This is a genomic window from Halanaerobium saccharolyticum (assembly GCF_003259895.1).
GTDB lineage: Bacteria > Bacillota > Halanaerobiia > Halanaerobiales > Halanaerobiaceae > Halanaerobium > Halanaerobium saccharolyticum_A.
The window spans coordinates 90,521-108,692 of record NZ_QLME01000005.1; the positions used below are offsets into that span (position 1 = coordinate 90,521).

At 34.7% G+C, this 18,172-nt stretch carries 16 protein-coding genes and 1 tRNA gene; 16 read left to right on the forward strand and 1 reads right to left on the reverse strand.

Annotated elements, in window-relative coordinates; translation table 11 throughout:
- The first annotated feature begins 23 nt into the window (after positions 1 to 23).
- The 6 genes from C7958_RS15610 to holA all read left to right on the forward strand — a co-directional run bounded on the left by C7958_RS15610 (position 24) and on the right by holA (position 6,340).
- Positions 24 to 122: transfer RNA gene (locus C7958_RS15610), tRNA-Sec, on the forward strand.
- A gap of 99 nt (positions 123 to 221) precedes the next feature.
- A complete protein-coding gene (locus tag C7958_RS05295; protein ID WP_111571621.1) occupies positions 222 to 1,445 on the forward strand; it encodes a patatin-like phospholipase family protein in 1,224 nt (407 codons plus the stop codon).
- A gap of 86 nt (positions 1,446 to 1,531) precedes the next feature.
- Positions 1,532 to 2,146: a uridine kinase gene (udk, locus tag C7958_RS05300; protein WP_111571622.1), complete on the forward strand. Its 615-nt coding sequence runs from the start codon at positions 1,532 to 1,534 to the stop codon at positions 2,144 to 2,146.
- Positions 2,147 to 2,245: 99 nt separating this feature from the next.
- The gene (locus tag C7958_RS05305; RefSeq protein ID WP_111571623.1) at positions 2,246 to 2,905 is read left to right on the forward strand and encodes a helix-hairpin-helix domain-containing protein; all 660 of its coding nucleotides are present in this window, start codon (positions 2,246 to 2,248) and stop codon (positions 2,903 to 2,905) included.
- Entirely contained in the window at positions 2,902 to 5,229 is a 2,328-nt protein-coding gene (locus C7958_RS05310; RefSeq protein ID WP_111571624.1) for a DNA internalization-related competence protein ComEC/Rec2, read from the forward strand. Before C7958_RS05305 ends, C7958_RS05310 begins: the two co-directional genes overlap by 4 nt.
- Before the next feature lie 103 nt (positions 5,230 to 5,332).
- A complete protein-coding gene (gene holA / locus C7958_RS05315) occupies positions 5,333 to 6,340 on the forward strand; it encodes a DNA polymerase III subunit delta (protein WP_111571625.1) in 1,008 nt (335 codons plus the stop codon).
- Between the two features lie 152 nt (positions 6,341 to 6,492).
- Here holA and rpsT read toward each other — a convergent pair whose 3' ends face one another.
- Positions 6,493 to 6,753, reverse strand: a complete 261-nt coding sequence (gene rpsT / locus C7958_RS05320; RefSeq protein WP_111571626.1) for a 30S ribosomal protein S20 — start codon at positions 6,751 to 6,753, stop codon at positions 6,493 to 6,495.
- Between the two features lie 259 nt (positions 6,754 to 7,012).
- On the opposite strand from rpsT, the gene lepA reads away from it, so the two are divergent.
- From lepA to C7958_RS05370, 10 genes are all read left to right on the forward strand, one after another.
- Positions 7,013 to 8,800 (forward strand): translation elongation factor 4, encoded by a 1,788-nt coding sequence (gene lepA, locus C7958_RS05325; RefSeq protein WP_111571627.1) that lies wholly within the window; start codon positions 7,013 to 7,015, stop codon positions 8,798 to 8,800.
- The gene (hemW, locus tag C7958_RS05330; protein WP_111571690.1) at positions 8,793 to 10,034 is read left to right on the forward strand and encodes a radical SAM family heme chaperone HemW; all 1,242 of its coding nucleotides are present in this window, start codon (positions 8,793 to 8,795) and stop codon (positions 10,032 to 10,034) included. Before lepA ends, hemW begins: the two co-directional genes overlap by 8 nt.
- A 95-nt stretch (positions 10,035 to 10,129) precedes the next feature.
- Positions 10,130 to 11,179, forward strand: coding sequence for a heat-inducible transcriptional repressor HrcA (gene hrcA / locus C7958_RS05335; RefSeq protein WP_243834296.1), 1,050 nt, complete (start codon positions 10,130 to 10,132; stop codon positions 11,177 to 11,179).
- A gap of 5 nt (positions 11,180 to 11,184) precedes the next feature.
- The gene (gene grpE / locus C7958_RS05340) at positions 11,185 to 11,826 is read left to right on the forward strand and encodes a nucleotide exchange factor GrpE (RefSeq protein ID WP_111571628.1); all 642 of its coding nucleotides are present in this window, start codon (positions 11,185 to 11,187) and stop codon (positions 11,824 to 11,826) included.
- Positions 11,827 to 11,930: 104 nt separating this feature from the next.
- Positions 11,931 to 13,823, forward strand: a complete 1,893-nt coding sequence (dnaK, locus tag C7958_RS05345) for a molecular chaperone DnaK (RefSeq protein ID WP_111571629.1) — start codon at positions 11,931 to 11,933, stop codon at positions 13,821 to 13,823.
- A 105-nt stretch (positions 13,824 to 13,928) separates the two neighbouring features.
- Positions 13,929 to 15,047, forward strand: a complete 1,119-nt coding sequence (gene dnaJ / locus C7958_RS05350; RefSeq protein WP_111571630.1) for a molecular chaperone DnaJ — start codon at positions 13,929 to 13,931, stop codon at positions 15,045 to 15,047.
- 68 nt (positions 15,048 to 15,115) lie between these two features.
- The gene (locus C7958_RS05355) at positions 15,116 to 15,868 is read left to right on the forward strand and encodes a 16S rRNA (uracil(1498)-N(3))-methyltransferase (protein WP_111571631.1); all 753 of its coding nucleotides are present in this window, start codon (positions 15,116 to 15,118) and stop codon (positions 15,866 to 15,868) included.
- A gap of 1 nt (position 15,869) precedes the next feature.
- Positions 15,870 to 17,180 carry a tRNA (N(6)-L-threonylcarbamoyladenosine(37)-C(2))-methylthiotransferase MtaB gene (gene mtaB, locus C7958_RS05360; protein ID WP_111571692.1) on the forward strand — a complete coding sequence of 437 codons (1,311 nt, stop codon included), beginning with the start codon at positions 15,870 to 15,872 and terminating at the stop codon, positions 17,178 to 17,180.
- 101 nt (positions 17,181 to 17,281) lie between these two features.
- Entirely contained in the window at positions 17,282 to 17,626 is a 345-nt protein-coding gene (locus tag C7958_RS05365; protein WP_111571632.1) for a histidine triad nucleotide-binding protein, read from the forward strand.
- A gap of 31 nt (positions 17,627 to 17,657) precedes the next feature.
- Positions 17,658 to 18,107 carry a GatB/YqeY domain-containing protein gene (locus C7958_RS05370; RefSeq protein ID WP_111571633.1) on the forward strand — a complete coding sequence of 150 codons (450 nt, stop codon included), beginning with the start codon at positions 17,658 to 17,660 and terminating at the stop codon, positions 18,105 to 18,107.
- Positions 18,108 to 18,172: the final 65 nt, after the last annotated feature.

Sequence of the window (18,172 nt, forward strand, 5' to 3'; positions counted from 1 at the left end):
TAAAATTATAAGAGAAAATATTTGGGAGTGGCTGTGTCCATGGTGGACATCCTGGACTTCAAATCCAATGGCAGGCAGGCGGACCTGTCTGTGGTGGGTTCGATTCCCACACGTTCCCGCCATTTTGACTGCAGTCTGGAGACTGTAGTTTATTTTTATTTAAACTTTTATTTTCTATCATTGTTTTTATATTACAAAATATGGGAAGTGGGAGAATTATTATGTATGGACTGGTGCTGGAAGGTGGTGGAGCCAAAGGTGCTTATCATATCGGTGCTCTTAAGGCTCTCAACGAACTAAATATTGAAATAGACGCAGTTGCTGGCACTTCTATTGGAGCAATGAATGGAGCGATGTTTGTCCAGGACAAATTAAATATAGCCTATGATTACTGGTATAATATTTCTACTGCTAAAGTACTGGATATAGAAGATAAATATTTATCCGAACTTTTAAATTTGAGCATCAATCAGAATAATTTATCCTATTTTATCAATAAAGCCAAAGAAGTACTACAAAATCGTGGTCTTGATAATTCTTTTTTAAAAGAAATTCTGGAAGAAAATATTGATGAAGAAAGTTTAAGAAATTCTAAAATTGATTTTGCTATAGTTACCCTTTCTTTAAGTGATTTAAAACCACTTGAATTATTTATAGAAGATATTCCCAGAGGTAAAGTGGTAGATTATATTATGGCCAGTTCTTATTTGCCTGCATTTAAAATGCAGCGGATAGATGGTAAAATTTTAATAGATGGTGGCTTTTATGAAAATCTACCTCTTAAAACTCTTCAAAATAAGGGTTATAAAAAGATTATAGCAATTAGAACTTATGGGCTGGGAGATATAGAGAAACAGACTGACCAGGATAAAGAATTGATATTTATTAACCCCAGTCAGGAACTGGGGAGAATGCTTAATTTTGATCAGCAAAATGCACGCGAAAATATTAAAATGGGTTATTATGATACGATGAAGTACTTTAAAAATTTAAGTGGAAGTAAATATTATTTGAATATCGAAAAAGATGAAGAATATTTTATAAATTACTTATTGAATCTTGATCAAAATATTATCAGGCGGCTTTTAAAGCAGTTGTCTCTGGGAGAAGAACCATATCTTCGTTCTTTTTTTGAAAATTTGATTCCTAAATTGGTCAATTTATTAGAAATAAATTATCAGGCAAGTTATACTGTAATTGTAACCCGATTATTGGAGGAACTGGCAGCTTATTTAAAAATTGATAGATATCAGATTTATAGTTTTGAGGAATTATTGAAGAAAGTCAGAGAAAACTATCAACAAAATAATAAAAGATTTGCCAGAAAACTGCCTTCATTTATCAAAACCAGTACTTTGCTGCCCGGTCAATTAAAAGAGGATCTTCTTTTAGATGTTGCTGAGGAGTTATTTATTCAAAGAGGGAAAAGTAGATTTAATAAATGAAAAACTTAGAACATTAAGAAGTTGAAATTGAAGTTATGAGCGAAAATTTTAGTAATAATTAATATATTTATAAAGGGGCTAACTGAATGAGTGCACTATTAATTGGTATTGCAGGAGGAACTGCATCTGGCAAAACAACACTTGCAAGAATTTTAAAAAATTCTTTTCAAGATAAAGTTACTATCTTAAAACATGATTATTATTATCATGATCGAAGTCATTTTAAGGTTCCAGATCATAAAATCAACTTTGATCATCCTGATTCTTTTGAGACTGAACTGCTGATAGAGCAGCTGCAGGAGTTAAAGCAGGGTAGGGCAGTCGAAAGACCTGTCTATTCCTACAAAACAAATGAACGGTTGGAAAATAAGAAAAAAGTAGAATCAGCACCAATTGTCATAGTAGAAGGAATTCTAATCTTTCATTATGAGGATTTAAAGAATCTTTTTGATTTAAAAATTTATGTAGATACAGATGCTGATATTAGGTTGCTCAGAAGAATCAGCAGAGATATTAAGGAAAGAGATCGGACCTTTGAATCTGTTAAAAATCAGTATTTAAAAACCGTAAAACCGATGCATCAAAAATTTGTAGAGCCGAGCAAATATCAGGCAGATATAATTATTCCACATGGCGGTTTAAATGAGATAGCAAATGATTTAATCATCAAAAAAATAAAAGATCACTTGAGGCAGATTTGATTAATAGCAGCTTAGGCTGCTATATTTTTTTAGATAAAATGTAAAAAAATTACAGGAAATCTAAATTTTATCTCGAATAAGGTCTTAGGAGGTGTTTTTATGTTCAAAAATAAAAAAGTACTTTTTATTTCAGTTATTGGCTTGCTGCTGTTGTGTCTTCTTTATTATAATCAGAGTATTCAGCAGAGTTCAGCTTTAAATACTGAATCCAATTTAAATCTTTTAGAAACAGGAAATACAGCAGAAAAAACTGTAGAAAAAGAAAATGATATTCAAATAATTGTCCATTTAGCTGGAGCTGTAAAAGATGCAGGAGTTTATAAACTAAATAAAAACGACAGACTTGTTGATTTAATAAGAGCAGCTGGGGGTCTTAGGGGAAATGCTGATTTAAAACAAATAAATTTAGCTGAGAGATTATATGATGGACAAAAAATTAATATTCCCGAAATAGCAAACAATAATCAGCGTATAAGTAATCATATTCAGGGAAGTTCTGGTTTTTCAGATTCACGGAATAAAGAAAGTATTTTAATAAACAAATATTCTAGCTCCAGTGATAGTGATTTAATAAATATTAATCAGGCTGATCAGAGTCAGTTAGAAAACTTAAGTGGGATAGGTCCTTCCAAAGCGGCAGCAATCGTTAAGTATAGAGAGCAGAATAGTTATTTTTCTCAAAAAGAAGATCTGTTAAAAATCAGCGGAATTGGAGAGAAAACACTGGAAAATATAGAAGATGAGATTGTTTTACAATGAAAATCATTAGAAGACCGGCTTTCTATCTGGCTGCATCTTTAACAGCGGGAATTTTCAGCAGTTATTTTTTATTAAAACATAATTTAATTTTTAGTTTAAAAATATTCTTGATTATTGAAACTGCTTACTTATGTTTTTATACAGTTTTTAAATTAAATATGTCAAAAAAATCAATCTATACCTGGCTTACAATTTTATTTTTGCTTCTGGGCAGTCTTTTATTTAGCTATCAGGAATACCAGTATTGGAGTAAGTATTCTCTCTATAATTTTGCTGAATCTGGATTAAGTCAGATGCTGGCAGAAGTTAAAATAGATCCTGGAGATTTAGAAGGTGCTAAAGTTTATCTGAAAGCATATTCGGTTAATGGAAAAAAAGTAAAATATGGCAGTGTTATACTTAATTCAGAAGAATTAAAGAGATTCAATGATGGAGATTTGATTAATTTGGATCTAGAATTAACAGAACCTGCTCCTGCCCTGAATCCCGGCTCATTTTCTTATCTAGAATACTTAAAAAAGAAAGGGGTTTATCTCCAGGGTTGGAATCCTAGAAATATAAGCCTAATCAGGAAAAATAAATCTTTAAAAAATATGATTATTAAAGGCAAAAAATCTCTTCTGAATAATATTAACCAGTTATTTACTGAGGCTAATGCTGCTTTTATAAAAGCAATTTTACTAGGCGAAAAGGAATATTTAAGTTATGAACAGGAATCGTTACTCAGAAATTCAGGGGCCAGCCATCTGCTGGCTATTTCAGGGCTGCATATGGGAATTCTGATTTTAACATTTTCCTTTATTCTATTTAAGATCTGTTCAGAGAAGAGAAATGCTCTTCATTTACTGTCTTTTTTGACTATTGTTTATATTATTCTGGTGGGGGCTGCTGTTTCAATTATTAGAGCAGCTCTACTGGCCCTTCTGTTCTTATGGTCTGATGAATTTAATCGGGAAGGAGATTTTCTGAATATAATTTCTCTGACTTTGTTTATTAATCTGTTGGTGAATCCCCAGGCCTTATTTACGGTTTCCTTACAGCTTTCATATATTCTGGTTCTGGCGTTGTTTTATTTAACTCCTGTTCTAAACCAATGGCTTCCTGGCCTTTTAGCAGTATCTATCGCAGCCCAACTGGCTTCCCTGGCAATTACTGCTTATTATTTTAATGAATATGCCTTTATTGCTTTAGTTACAAATCTCTGGGCAATTCCTTTTATTACAGTTTTACTGCCCATAATTTTTGTTTTACTATTGCTTTCCTTACTCAGTTTAAATTTTTTTAGTCCTCTGGCAATTTTGATTGAATCGGGATTGAAACTATTATTTTATGGTTTTAAAGTAATGACTTTAATTCAGGGAAGGCCTCTGGTTATTGCAAGGCCGAAATTAATTACTCTCTTTTTTTACTATTTGTGTTTATTTGCCATTCCTTTTATTTATCGTAAAAGATATATTTATCTTAAAGCTAGAAAATATAAATTCTGGCAGAAAGCAGCCCCGATATCTTTGCTATTAATAATTGCATTTTTATTTTATAATCCTGCCTCCGATAATTTAGAAATAAATTTTTTAGCGGTTGGTCAGGGAGATGGTATTTTTATTCAGTTTCCAGGTGGGAAAAATATGTTAATTGATACTGGTCCTCCCGGTAGTGATGGTAGAAATATTGAATACAGTATTATTTCATATTTAAACTATCTTGGAATTAGCAGTCTGGACTACTTAATGATCAGTCATTTTGATGCCGATCATGCAGGTGGTCTTCCCCATCTGCTGCAGCGAAAAAAAGTTAAAAATATTCTTATTCCACCCTATAATCAGAAAACTAAACTGCATCAGCAGCTGGCAGCAGGTCTTAGTGAGAGTAATTCTAAATTATATTTCTTAACTGCTGGTACCAATTTTAAAATTGCTGGCTGCAGTCTTGAAATTTTAAATCCTGAGTCAGAGAAAATAAAAGAAGATAGGAATAAAAATTCTATTGTTTTTCTGCTTAGATATCGAAAAAATAAATTTTTATTTACAGGTGATTTATCTAAAGCGGGAGAAGCCCGAATAGTAAAGGACTATAATTTAACTAAAATTGATGTTCTCAAAGCCGGTCACCACGGTAGTAAGACTTCAAGTGGTGAGATACTGCTTGATGCAGTCAGACCTGAACTGGCAGTTATTTCGGTTGGCAGAAACAACTTTGGACATCCGTCAGCAGAAGTTATTAAGAGATTTAAGCGCAAATCAATTAACTATCTTCGTACTGATCAAAAGGGAATGATAAAGCTGATTTCTGATGGACAGAATATTTATCTTAAGTGCTTTAGATAGGAAAGTCTCTTCTATTTAAGAGTTTAAAACTGGAGAGAAAAGTTTAGATATGTTAAAATAGAGAAGGAAGAAAAATTGCTAAAGACTATTGGGGTGTAATTAAATGGAGCCAGAAGATTTTATTAAAAATGAAAAAGAAGCAAAAAAATTATACTATATTTATGCAGAGAATTCTTATCTTAGAAACAAATTTAAAGAGGAGTTTATTGAAAAATTTGTGCCGGAGGCAGTTAGAGACTTCAATCTTTCTTATGTTAATCCCGGTGATGAATATTTAAAACGACTCTCAAATGCTGTTCAGACTCCTCCAATGGGGGCAGAAAAGAGATTTATAATTTCTCATTTTACCGAGGATGATTCTATAAATCAGAGTGAGCAGGATAGACTTTTAAAAATCTTTAAAAACATTGATCAAAGTGCCAGTCTGCTTTTCTTAACAGCCAATAAAGTGGATAAACGAAAAAAGTTTTATCTGAGTTTAAAGAAAATTGCAGAATATCAGGAATTTGAAACTCCCCGTTATCGAGATTTAGATCAGTGGATTTTTGCCCGTTTTAGGGAAAATAATAAAAAAATTGATAGCCGTAGTGTAAAGATGCTGGAAAATATGTTCAGCAATAAACTGGAAATATTGAATAGTGAAATTGAAAAGGTAGTAACCCGTTATCCGGATAAGGAAAAGATTTCTTATTATGATCTAAAAAATATAATCAGTAGGGAAAAATTTTTAGAAGATGAAGAAATATTTCACTTTCTTGATTTAATTGGTGATAAAAAAACTGATCAGGCTCTTTTAACCTTAAAGGAAATGCTAAACAAAGGAGTTTATCCTTTATATTTACTGACTATGCTTAAAAATCAGATTGAGCTTTTAATGCAGGTTAAATTTTACAGTCAGTACACACAGGATAATTATAAGATTGCTAAAAAAATAGGTAAACATCCCTATCCGGTAAAAAAGTCACTGCAGCGGTGTAGAAACTTTACTCAAAATGAATTAGAAAAAATACTGGAAGAGATATTAAGAGCTAACTACCATTTTTTAACAGGGTACTATCCGGATCAGAATACAGCTCTGGAAATGATTATAATTAAGTCAATTGCTTATTAAACCCAAAAAAAGTTCAGCCTGTTTGTTAAGGCTGAACTTTTTATTATAGATAAATGAAAACTCACCCAACTGGATGAGTTTAATAATTTAAAAGATAGCTATCTTTTAGATATATTTTAATAAGGACCTGTGTCCTAAATGTAAAATTCAAATTACATATTATTATACATCTTTGTGAGGCGGGATTTTTTGCGGGCTGCGTTGTTCTTATGAAGAATATTTCTTGTTACAGCCTTATCGATGACCTTTTTAGTCTCTTTTAACTGTTCTGCAGCAGCTTCTTTGTCCCCTGCTTCAACTGCCTTTTCCATATCTTTAATCGCATTTTTTAATCTATTTTTCCATTCGCGATTTTGAGCAGTTTTCTTTTCTGTTATCTTAACTCTTTTCTTAGCAGATTTAATAATAGGCATCTAACTTCACCCCCTCTTAAAAGTAAGTATTTATAGTCTCAGACTTAATTTGCAACATTTCAATTTTAACATGTTGTTAGTTAAAATGCAAGAGCTAAATTTGAAAAACAGGTCTATTTTGGAGGAGATTAATAAATTATAACTTAAACTGCAGCAAAAAAGAAAATTGATTAATCAGCCTAAGTATAATATAATTAAAGTGCTGTGGATAGTATTCTTAGCCCGGCAAAAAGATTTAGTATAAAAGGAGGAAGTTTTTTTGCAGACTGACAAGATTAGAAACTTTTGCATAATTGCTCATATTGATCACGGGAAATCAACTCTTGCTGATCGTATGTTAGAATATACAGGTACAATTACAGATCGCAAAATGCAGGAACAGGTTTTAGATAAAATGGATTTAGAGAGAGAAAGAGGAATAACTATTAAAGCTCAGGCAGTGACAATTGAGCACCAGGGTTATGAGCTGAATTTAATTGATACTCCTGGCCATGTAGATTTTGCTTATGAGGTATCCAGGAGTCTGGCTGCCTGTGAAGGAGCTCTTTTAGTCATTGATGCTGCTCAGGGTGTTGAAGCCCAGACAATGGCTAATATTTATCTGGCTTTAGAGCATGATTTAGAAATTATTCCAGTTATTAATAAAATTGATTTACCCTCAGCTAATCCTCAGAGGGTTAAAGAACAGCTTTTAGATATTGGTATTGATCCTGATGAGGCAATTTTAGCCAGTGCTAAAGAAGGAACAAATATTGATCAAATTCTGGAGGCAATTATTAAGCGGGTCCCAGAGCCCTATAATGGAATCAATCAACCTTTAAAGGCATTAATTTTCGATACTCTCTATGATTCCTATCAGGGTGTAATTGCTTATGTTAGAGTTATGGAAGGCTCTGTTAAAAAGGGAGATAAGATTTTGTTGATGTCTAACCAAAAAAGTTATGAAGTAGATGAAGTTGGCTTTTTTGACCCTGCCATGCAGAAAAAAGAGGAACTGAGTTCTGGAGAAGTTGGTTATATTATTTCTGGAATTAAAGATGTCCGTAACTGTCGGGTTGGTGATACAATTACTTTAAAAAATAACCCTGCCGAAAAAGCGCTTCCGGGTTATCAGAAAGTACAGCCAATGGTATTTAGTGGTCTTTATCCTACCGATAATGCTGATTATGAAATTTTAAAAGAAGCATTAGAAAAACTTCAGTTAAATGATGCTTCTTTTACCTTTGAGCCCGAAACCTCTGAAGCATTAGGTTTTGGTTTTCGCTGTGGATTTCTAGGTTTACTGCACATGGAGGTTATACAGGAAAGACTGGAAAGAGAATATGATCTTGATCTGGTAATTACTGCCCCCAGTGTAGAATATCAGATCATCAAAAAGAATGGGGAAGAACTGAAAATAGAAAATCCAGCTGCTTTCCCGGACCAAAGTGAAATTGATAAAATAAAAGAACCTTTTGTTACTGCAGAAATACATCTGCCAGAAGAATATGTTGGACAGGCAATGGAGCTCTGCCAGGATAACCGGGGTGATTTTAAAGATATGCAGTATATAGATCAGGATCGGGTGACTTTAAAATATGAAATGCCCTTAAGTGAAATTATTACAGAATTTTTTAATCAGCTAAAATCAAAGACTAGAGGCTATGCAACCTTAGATTATGAATTAGAAGGATACAAGGAATCTAAACTGGTTAAACTCGATATACTGGTTAATAAAGAGGTTGTAGATGCTCTATCTATAATTGTTCATGATGAAGATTCTTATCAGCGGGGAAATGCTCTTGTTAGAAGATTAAAAGAGGTAATCCCAAGACATATGTTTAAAGTTCCAATCCAAGCTTCAGTTGGAGGGAAAATCATAGCCAGAGTCAATATTCCAGCTGTGCGCAAAGATGTTCTGCAGAAATGTTATGGTGGAGATGTCAGCCGAAAGCGTAAACTACTTGAAAAACAAAAAGAAGGTAAAAAGCGGATGAAACAGGTTGGAAGTGTAGAAATTCCTCAGGAAGCATTTATGACAGTTCTAGAAAGGAATGAAAATGCCTGATTTAAAATTTGAAAATGCAAACGCATTATATATTCACCTTCCATTCTGCAGCAGTAAATGTCCTTACTGTGATTTTTATTCAGTAAAATATACAAAACAAAGGGTGGACCTCTACTGGGCTGCCCTTTTTATGGAATTAGAGGAATTAACTCAGAAAGTAAATAATGATTTACTGCAGACTATCTATCTGGGAGGAGGTACTCCCTCTCTGGTAGATCCTTTTTTTATAGGAGAATTGATTAAAAAGATTAAAAACAGCTTTCGAGTTATTCCAGCGGCCGAAATTACGATGGAAATTAATCCGGCTTCTATTACGGAAGAAAAAATCACTGCTTTAAAAAGAGCGGGAATTAACCGTTTAAGTGTTGGTATCCAGAGTTTTAATGATCAGCATTTGAAATTTTTAGGGCGCAGAAGCAGCAGTGAGAATAATAAAAGAATATTAACTTTAGTTGATCAGTACTTTGATAGTTATAGTGCTGATCTAATTTTTGCTCTGCCTGAACAGAGTTTAAACGAGTTTGAAATTGATATAGAAGAGCTGCTTAAATTTAATCCTCCTCATATTTCGTTATATAATCTTGAAATACATGAGAATACTCCCTTTTATCAGCGCTATAATCAGGGGGAGCTTAAACTGCCGACAGAAGAACTAGATGCAGAAATGTATGAACTGGCTTTAGAAAAATTAAAGACTGCCGGTTATCAGCATTATGAAATTTCAAATTTTGCCCGCAGAGGATATAGAGCACGCCACAATTATATTTACTGGCTCTATCAGCCCTATCTAGCCTTAGGACCGGGAGCAGCAGCTTTTGATGGTAACTGCCGCTCACAAAATTTGGCTGATTTGAATCTGTATCTCAGGTATTATAATCCGAAAAATTCAACTTTTGTAGAATTTATGGATAATGCAGGTGGCAAAAATAGCGAGTTAGAAGGGAGAGCAATGAAAAACCCAAAAACTAAGGCCACAAAAATTAGAGAACTGAACTGTTTGAGCAAGAAAGAAAGGATGGCCGAATACTCATTTCTCGCTTTAAGAACAGCAAAAGGTTTATTTTATCATAAATTTTACCAACAATTTAATGTCGATTTTAAATCTCTATATAAAGAAGAGATCGCAGAATTAAAAGAGAATAAATTAATTAAAGAAGGAAATGAGCGTATCTATCTGACAAATCGGGGTAAAGAAGTAGCCAACAAAGTTTTTTTAAAATTTTTATTGGATTAATTCCAATAATTATTTGACAAAAAAATATCAATGTGTTATTTTATTATTAGCTGTTAGCACTCTCCTTAATCGAGTGCTAAAAAAAGAGGTGAGAAATGATGGTTGAGGAATTAGATTCGAGAAAAAAGCGAATACTGCAGGCCATCATTCAGGAACATATAATTTCTGCATCTCCAATTGGCTCAAGGACACTTGCAAAAAAATATAATCTGGATGTAAGTCCTGCAACTATCAGAAACGAAATGGCTGATCTGGAAGACTTAGGTTATCTGGAACAGCCCCATACATCTGCAGGAAGAATACCTTCTGATAAAGGTTATCGTTATTATGTTGATCAGCTTATCAGCAGGAAAAAAAATGAAGTTCCTGGAATAATCGAAAATGTAGAAAATTTATACCAGGACCTTCAGGATGTACAGGATATTATTTCTGGTATGGCAAAAATGCTTTCTAATATGACTCATTATACGGCGATGGTTAGTGAGCCCAAAAGTCAGGTCAGCCGCTTAAAAAAAGTTGAAATAATGCAGCTCGCAGATAATTCTCTGCTTTTAGTTCTGGTTACAGATACAGGAATGGTTAATAATAAAATTATTAATCTTGATCAGAGTTTATCTACAGCTAAAATTTCCTATCTCAATAAATTTTTAAGCGAAAAGTTGGAAAACAAATTACTTGCTAATTTAGATTCTAGTTATTTAAAAGAAGTAGAAAAAGAGCTTCTGGCAAGAGTTGATCTATCTGTTGATTTATTTAAACAGTTTTATAATGAGTTTGAAGGTGCATTTGAACCTGGTGGAGTTAAAGTTTATCTGGGAGGTACTTCCTATATTTTAGAACAGCCAGAGTTTAATGATCTGGAAAAAGTCAAGAAGATGCTCAAATTACTTGATCAGGAAGAAATGCTGAATAAAATTATTAATAGTATTTCTGGTTCTGATCTTGAAATTAAAATTGGTCAGGAAAATGAAGTTGAAGATATTAAAAACTGCTCACTTGTTGTTGCAACCTATTATATTTCGGAGCGAGCAGTTGGAAAAATTGGAGTTATTGGTCCCACCCGAATGGAATATCCACGTGTTATTTCTTCGGTGGATGTTATTTCTGATATTTTGAGTAAATTAATTTCTAAAGCTAGTGGGTGATAATTATGGACAATAAAAAAGAAAATAATAATTTTGAAGAAGAAAAAGAAGAAAAAGTTGAGAATTTCGAAAATAATGAGGCTGCAGAAAACAATGATGCTGCAGCAGAGGCAGAAAATGTTGATTCAGGGTTAAATGAAGAAGAACTAACTGGTATCCAAATGGAGCTTTCTCGGGAAGAATTAATTGAGGAAGTTAAGGAAAAAAATGAAAAGATTGAAGAAATGGATGCCGAAATAGATGATTTATTAAGCAGACTGCAGCGCTTACAGGCTGATTTTGTTAATTACCGCAAAAGAAGTCAGCGCGAAAAGGCTGAGATGACAACCCAGGGTAAAGTAGAACTTTGTGCCAGTTTGCTGCCGGTAATTGACAATTTTGAGCGGGCTTTAAAGGCGGAGGACAAAGTAGATGATTTTTACCAGGGGGTAGAGATGATCTATAAACAGCTTTTAAAGACTCTTAAAGAACAGGATATTGAAGAGATTTTGGCAGAAGGTGAAGAATTTAATCCGGAATATCATGAGGCAATTATGAGAGTTGAAAGTGAAGGATTTGAAGAAGGAACTGTAGTTGAGGTTGTCCAAAAAGGTTTCAGCCTAAATGATAGGGTAATTAGACCGGCGATGGTTAAAGTAGCCGGATAAAATAAAGTTTTAAGGTTTCAATAATTTTATGATAAATTCTAGTTTATTATTAATTTGGTTTTTGTGTAGTATTTTGATAACAATTTTCTAAGGAGGAATATAAAATGGGTAAAGTAATTGGTATTGACTTAGGTACAACTAATTCCTGTGTGGCAGTAATGGAAGGTGGAGAACCTACTGTTATTCCTAATAAAGAAGGTGCTAGAACTACTCCTTCTGTAGTAGCATATTCTAAAAAGGGAGAAAGAATTGTCGGTGAACATGCAAAACGTCAGGCAGTAACTAATCCTGATCAGACAATTTCTTCAATTAAAAGAGAAATGGGTACAGATTTTACAGCAACACTTAATGGAGAAGAATATACTCCACAGCAAATTTCGGCTATGATTTTACAGAAATTAAAAAGAGATGCAGAAGAGTATTTAGGTGAAGATGTTGAGGAAGCTGTTATTACAGTTCCTGCATACTTTAGTGATGCTCAGCGTCAGGCAACAAAAGATGCCGGTAAAATTGCAGGTTTAAAAGTAGAAAGAATTATCAATGAGCCAACAGCTGCTTCTTTAGCTTATGGTCTTGATGATAAAGGTGAAGAAACTATTTTAGTTTATGACCTTGGTGGAGGTACTTTTGATGTTTCCATTCTTGATATTGGAGATGGAGTCTTCGAAGTTATCGCAACTAATGGTAACAATCACCTTGGTGGAGATGATTTTGATCAGAGAATCATCGACCATTTAGCAGAAGAGTTTAAGAATAGAACTGGAATTGATCTAAAGAAAGATAAAATGGCACTGCAGCGCTTAAAAGATGCTGCTGAGAAGGCCAAGATAGAACTTTCCAGTGTTAAGCAGACAAATATTAATCTGCCGTTTATTACTCAAACTGATGAAGGACCTGAGCACTTAGATATTGATTTAACAAGAGCTAAGTTTGAAAGTCTAATCAGTGATTTAGTTGAACAGACAATGGATCCAGCCCGCAAAGCACTCGAAGATGCAGGGATGGATAAATCGGATATAGATGAAGTTATTCTTGTTGGTGGCTCTACCAGAATTCCTGCTGTACAGGAAGCAGTGAAAAACTTGATCGGGAAAGATGCACATAAAGGTATTAATCCGGATGAAGTTGTAGCAGTCGGTGCTGCAATTCAGGCTGGTGTTTTGGCTGGAGATGTAGATGATGTTGTACTACTTGATGTTACACCATTATCTTTAGGTATCGAAACACTTGGTGGTAAGTTCACTAAATTAATTGACAGAAATACAACAATACCTACTTCAAAGAGCAAGATATTCTCTACAGCTACTGACAATCAGACAAGTGTAGATATCCATGTACTGCAGGGTGAAAGAGAATTGGCACAGCATAATAAAACACTGGGTCGTTTCCAATTAACTGATATTCCACCTGCACCACGTGGAGTACCTCAGATTGAAGTAGAATTTGATATTGATAAAAATGGTATTGTTCATGTATCTGCTAAAGATAAAGGTACAGGTAATGAACAGAAGATCACTATAAAATCTACAAGTGGTTTATCTGATGAAGAAATAGAAGAAATGGTAAAAGATGCTGAAGAACATGCTGAAGAAGATAAAAAGCGGGTAGAAAAAATTGAAACTCGTAATGAAGCAGATGCTTTAGTTCATCAAACAGAGAAAACTCTAGAGGAAGCAGGAGAAAAAGTTGATTCTGCAATTAAAGATAAGGTTGAAGCAGCTAAAGAAGAGTTAAAAGAAGTTCTGAAAAATGAAGATGCTGAGACTGAAGAAATTAAAGAGAAAATGGAAGCTTTAACTGATGAATTAACAGAGTTAAGTTCCGAATTATATTCTCAAGCTGAAGGAGCTCAGCCTGGTGCTGGTGCAGCTGGAGCACAGCCAGGAGCCGGACAAGCAGGTCCACAGCCGGGAGCTGAAGCCGGTCAGGCTAATGCAGATGATGATACAGTTGATGTAGACTTTGAAGAAGTAGATGACGAAGACGAGAAAAAATAAAGCAGCAATTAACTAATAAATAAGAAAAAGAATAGGTCAGTTTAGGGAGAGTCTGACTCTCCCTATAACTGTTTTCTCTTTCTTTTTTAGAGAGGTGATTTTAAGATGGCAAAAAAGGATTATTACGAACTGCTCGGTGTTGACCGGGATGCGGATCAAAAAGAAATTAAGCGGGCTTATCGTAAGCTGGCCAAGGAATATCACCCTGATACTAATCAGGAGAAGGACACCTCAGAGAAGTTTAAAGAGATTTCTGAGGCTTATGAGATACTTAGTGATCCGGATAAAAGAGCACGTTATGATCAGTATGGACATTCAGGTATAAATGATCAGGACTTCAACTTTGATGATTTTGCTCAGGGTGGCTTCGGTGGTCTTGATGATTTATTTAATATGTTCGGTTTTGGCGGTGGTGGCCGCAGAAGAAGTGGACCCCGCCGTGGAGCCGATCTCCAGTATAGATTGGAAATTTCTTTTGAAGAAGCTGCCTTTGGTGGTAAAAAAGAAATTAGAATTCCCAGGGAAGAAGAATGTGACCGCTGTCAGGGTAATGGAGCTGAACCAGGAACTGATGTAAAAACCTGTCCCGAATGTAATGGACAGGGTCAGGTTCGCAGCAGTCAGCAGACTCCATTTGGACAGTTTACTCAGAGTAGAGTCTGCCCTAAATGTGGTGGGGATGGTAAAATTGTAGAAGAAGCATGTCACAAATGTAATGGCTCTGGTAAGGTAAGAAAACAGAGAAAATTAACTGTTAATATTCCGGCTGGTGTGGATACTGGAACCAGACTCCGGATGTCCGGAGAAGGTCAGGCTGGAGAAAAAGGTGGCCCAGCAGGAGATTTATATATAGTAATTGATGTTCAGGATCACGAAATCTTTGACCGCAAAGGTGATGATGTCTACTGTGAGGTGCCAATTAGCTTTGTTCAGGCAACATTAGGTGATAAGATTAAAGTACCTACCCTGGAAGGTAAGGTTCAGTTTGATATTCCTGAGGGGACTCAACCGGGTACAACCTTTAGATTAAAGAACAAAGGTATTACTCATCTAAACGGTTATGGTCGTGGAGATCAGTATATAAAGGCTAAGGTTATGATTCCTAAAGATCTTGATAACAAACAGAAAGAACTGCTGGCAGAATTTGCAGATATTAGTGGTGAAGAAATAAATCCAGAGCACAAAAGCTTTTTAAAAAAAATAAAAGACGCAATTAATATTTGAATTCAAAATAATAATTCAGATATTACTAAAATTACTAAGAAGCAACTCTAAACAATGGAGTGAAAATAATGCATAGATTTTTTATAGATCAGAGTACTGAAGTTGAAGCAACTGTAATTATTTCTGGAAATGACTATAACCATCTTAAAAATTCCCTGCGCCTAAATATAGGTGACAGGGTTATTCTTTCTGATGGTGATGGTTTTGATATGGAAGCAGAAATATTAAAGTTTCATGATCAAGGTGCAGAACTGAAAATTTTAAGCAGAGAAAAATCAAAAGTTGAGGCAGAGACAAAGGTTTGGCTGGCTCAGGGCCTGCCTAAAAAAAGCAAAATGGATTTAATAGTCGAAAAGGCTACCGAAATTGGTTTTGCAGGTTTAATCCCTTTAGAAAGCAAAAGAACTATTGTTAAGTATGATCATAAAAAGAAGAATAAAAAGCAGAGTCGCTGGCAGAGAGTGGCCGAAGCCGCTGCCAAACAGTCAGGTAGAGCGGTTATCCCGGAAATTAAAGATTTTTACAGTAGTGATAATCTAAAAGCTTTGAAAGAAGAATTTGATTATGTCTTACTTTTATGGGAAGATGAAAAAGAATATTCAATAAAAGAGTTTTTTAAAGAAAATAATATTGCTGCTGAAGCCAGAATTTTATTAATTATCGGTCCTGAAGGTGGATTTTCTGCGACAGAGGTAAGTGAATTCAAAAAAGACCTTAATGCCCGGATCATTACACTTGGGCCCAGAATTTTAAGAACAGAGACTGCAGGAATTACAGCTTTAACAGCAATTTTATATGAGAAAGGTGAACTTGGTGATTAAGATGATTAAAAAAGCAGCTTTTTATACCTTAGGATGTAAGGTAAATCAGTATGAGACTGAAGCTGTAATTGATATTTTTATAGACCACGGCTATCAGATTGTTGATTTTTCAGATAAAGCAGATGTCTATATAGTTAATAGCTGTACGGTGACCAATGAAGCAGCGCGTAAAACAAGACAGATTGCCCGCAGAGCTAAAAGAAGTTCTCCGGAGAGTATAGTTGCAATTGTTGGCTGCTATACTCAGGCTTTTCCGGATGAGGTAAGTGAGATAGAAGAAATTGACTTTGTTATGGGCAGTAATAATAAGGCTGAAATTTTAAAGAAAGCTGAGGAAATGCTGGCTGGTAAGACTATCAAAAATGAAGTTAAAGAATACAGCCAGTTAAGTGAATATGAGGATTTAGAATTAAAGCGTCTTTCTAATACTACCAGAGCCAATGTTAAAATTGAAGATGGCTGTAATCAATTTTGCAGTTACTGTATCATTCCCTATGCCAGAGGTCCGGTTCGCAGCCGCAGAGAAAAAGATGTAGTTGCTGAGATTAGGAGATTGAGTCAGCAGGGAGTTAAAGAAATTATCTTAACTGGAACCCATCTGGGAGCCTATGGTAGTGAACAGGGAAACAGTGAAGCCTTAACTCGTTTAATGAAGAGTTTAACGGAGATAGAGGAGCTAAAGAGAGTACGTTTGAGTTCAATTGAAGGTACAGAAATTGATCAGGGAATGCTGGAATTGATTGCTGAAGAAGATATTTTCTGTCCTCATCTACATTTGCCTTTACAGAGTGGCAGTGATCAGATATTGAAGGCCATGCAGCGACCTTATTCTGTGGCTGAATTTAAAGATACTGTTGCAGAACTAAGAGAAAAAATACCTGATCTGGCAATCACTACAGATGTAATTGTTGGTTTTCCAGGAGAAACAGAAGCAACTTTTGAGCAGACATTAGAGGTAGTTAAAGAGATTGGCTTTGCAAAAGTTCATGTTTTTCCTTATTCGGCCCGGGAGGGTACACCGGCAGCAGAAATGGAGCAGCTGAATGGAAATTTGGTTAAGGAATACAGTAAAAAGCTGCGCCTGGTCAATGAAGCTTTGATGCTTGACTATCAGAAAAAATTCATCGGTCAGGAAAAAGAGGTTTTGATAGAAGAGGTTAGAGATCATAAAACTGATTTATTAACTGGTTATACTGATAACTATCTTAAAGTTCTGCTGTCAGGTTCAGATAAGTTAAAAAATCAGCTGGTTAATGTTAAACTGGAAAAGTCTGTTGATCCCTATCATTTAAAAGGAAAAATTGTAAATTAGCAGGAATTGTCTTCTTTTAAGAGAATATAGTTAATAGTCATAGCAAAAAGTTAATCTTGGCTTTAAATCACTTTATATAATTTTTTGAAGGAGGGATTTTCTTGGAAGATTGTTTATTTTGTAAGATATCAGCTGGTGAGACGGATACAGATTTTGTTTATCAGGATGACCAGGTTGTTGTTTTTGAGGATATTAATCCTCAGGCGCCTGTCCATTTGTTGATTGTGCCTAAAAAACATATTGCTGATTTAAATAATCTGCAGCCAGCAGATAATGAATTAATCGGAAATATATATCAGGTAGCCAAAAAAATGGCAGCTGAGTATGATATTGCTGAATCAGGTTACAGACTTGTCAGCAACTGTGGTGATGATGGTTGTCAGTCAGTTTATCATATTCATTTTCATCTTTTGGGTGGAAGACAACTGCAGTGGCCGCCGGGTTAATAATTAGCTTAAAAAGATTGGAGTTGTAAAAATGAGTGAATTAAAAAAACAGTTAATGGAAGATATGAAAAAGGCTATGAAAGAAAAAGATAAAGAGCGTCTCGCTGTAATTAGAATGACCAGATCAGAAATAAAAAATAAAGAAATTGAAACCGGTGAAGAACTGGATGATCAGCAGGTAACTGCTGTAATTGCGAAACAGGTAAAACAGATTAAAGATTCTCTCCCTGATTTTGAAAAATCGGGTAAAGAAGAGGTAATGAGAAAATTAGAGCAGGAAATTGAAATTCTACAGGAGTATCTGCCAGAACAGATGTCAGAAGCGGAAGTAGAAGAGTTGATTGACCAGGTAATAGAAGAAACTGGAGCAGAAAATATGTCTGATATGGGACAGGTAATGGGGAAAATAATGCCCAAAATTAAAGGCCGGGCTGATGGTTCTATGGTTAGTTCTAAAGTTAAAGAAAAGTTAAGTAGTTAAATATCAATTTATTACAAATCTACAAAGAAGGGGGATCCCCCTTCTTTATTCCTCTTAACTGGAGG